Origin of the sequence: Micromonospora sp. NPDC050397 (assembly GCF_044901685.1) — a bacterium.
Classification (GTDB): domain Bacteria; phylum Actinomycetota; class Actinomycetes; order Mycobacteriales; family Micromonosporaceae; genus Micromonospora_G.
Genome location: NZ_JBJDPS010000050.1, coordinates 1 through 1433, shown reverse-complemented (window position 1 = coordinate 1433; position 1433 = coordinate 1). Strand labels below are relative to the sequence as shown.

Sequence of the window (1433 nt, the reverse complement as noted above, 5' to 3'; positions counted from 1 at the left end):
AAACATACGTATTTCTTTTTCAGAAATGAATACAATTGATGAAGTTAATCTCTTCGTTGAAAAACTTAGTTCTATTTTAAAAAAATAACGCAAATTGTAAAATGAAGTTAGCCACCTTGAGTCAAGCAAAAAACATCTGAATCTCTTATACTAGAAGTTCGACCAAATAGTATAAAAAGGAAATTCAGATGCAAGACTATTCTATCACAAGCCAGAGCAAAGGGAAACACCTGACCAATCAAGACCGTTTAAACATTGAACGTTGGCACAATAAAGAAGGACTGAGCAACCGTGAGATTGCGCGCTTATTGAATAAAGCTCATGGGACGATTGACAGAGAGATGAAGCGAGGGGAAATCCAGCTCAAGCGGAAGGTAAAATACTCTGCTAAAAAGGCTCAAGAAAATTATGAAGGATTGAGGGCTCACAGTGTTCGTCCGAGTAAACTCACGACTGAGATTGATTGTTATGTGAGTACACGTCTTAAAGAAGACAAGGACTCTTTGGAAGTCATTCATCAGGCTCTAAAAGGAGTTTCTCTGAGCAGCCTCTACAATTGGGTCAACTGGGGCTGGTTAGAAGCCAAGCGTCATCATCTTTTCTATCCGCAGTATAAGGCGGCAAAGAAAATCAAACCTCGTGCGCCAAAGCATCCTTTTGGTAAGTCTATTGAAGAACGGCCTGAGTTCATTAACAATCGCTTAGAAGTGGGGCATTACGAGATTGACACGGTCATTCTTACGAGAGCTAAGAACAAGGTGCTTTTGACGCTCACAGAGCGAAAATACCGCACGGAGATCATTCGCTTGATTGATGGGAAAACAGCACAGGCGGTCAATGATGAGCTGGTGGAACTTCAAAAAAGTTATGACTTCAAATCCATTACCCCTGACAATGGCCATGAATTTGCAAGGCTCTCTGAGGTCGTAAGCTGTCCAGTTTACTATGCACACGCCTACGCGAGCTTTGAGCGAGGGACGAATGAAAACCATAACCGAATGATTCGTAGGCATCTGCCAAAAGGCACAACAAAGACGACCCCTGAAGAAGTCGCCGCTATCGAGTATTGGATGAACCATTATCCAAGAAAAATGTTCAACTATAAGAGTTCATATGAGATGAGCTTGGCTGGCTAACTTGGACTTGCAATTTGCGTTAAAGAAAAATCACAAGTTCAAAAAACTGGAGAAGCGGCAGTTGTCAAAGTAGTAGAAAGTCAAGCTCAACTTTATGAATTAGATCATGATGATGAGAAGCCGAGTCTGTCAGAATTGCTCAGTGCAGGGATGATTACTCAAAAACAAATTTCTGCTTACGATAATTACTATGATCAGAATAAAAATGAAGAACGAAATTTTAATAACTAAAGCATTTACTTTACTAGAGTCTCTTCTAGTTTTGTTGATTATTTCTTTTATCACAACTCTTTTTTC

Annotated in this window: 1 protein-coding gene; it reads left to right on the top strand. The window is 39.9% G+C overall.

What is annotated here, in order from left to right:
• Positions 1–188: 188 nt before the first annotated feature.
• A complete protein-coding gene (locus ACI2K4_RS36300; protein ID WP_003130410.1) occupies positions 189–1136 on the top strand; it encodes an IS30 family transposase in 948 nt (315 codons plus the stop codon).
• Positions 1137–1433 lie beyond the last annotated feature (297 nt).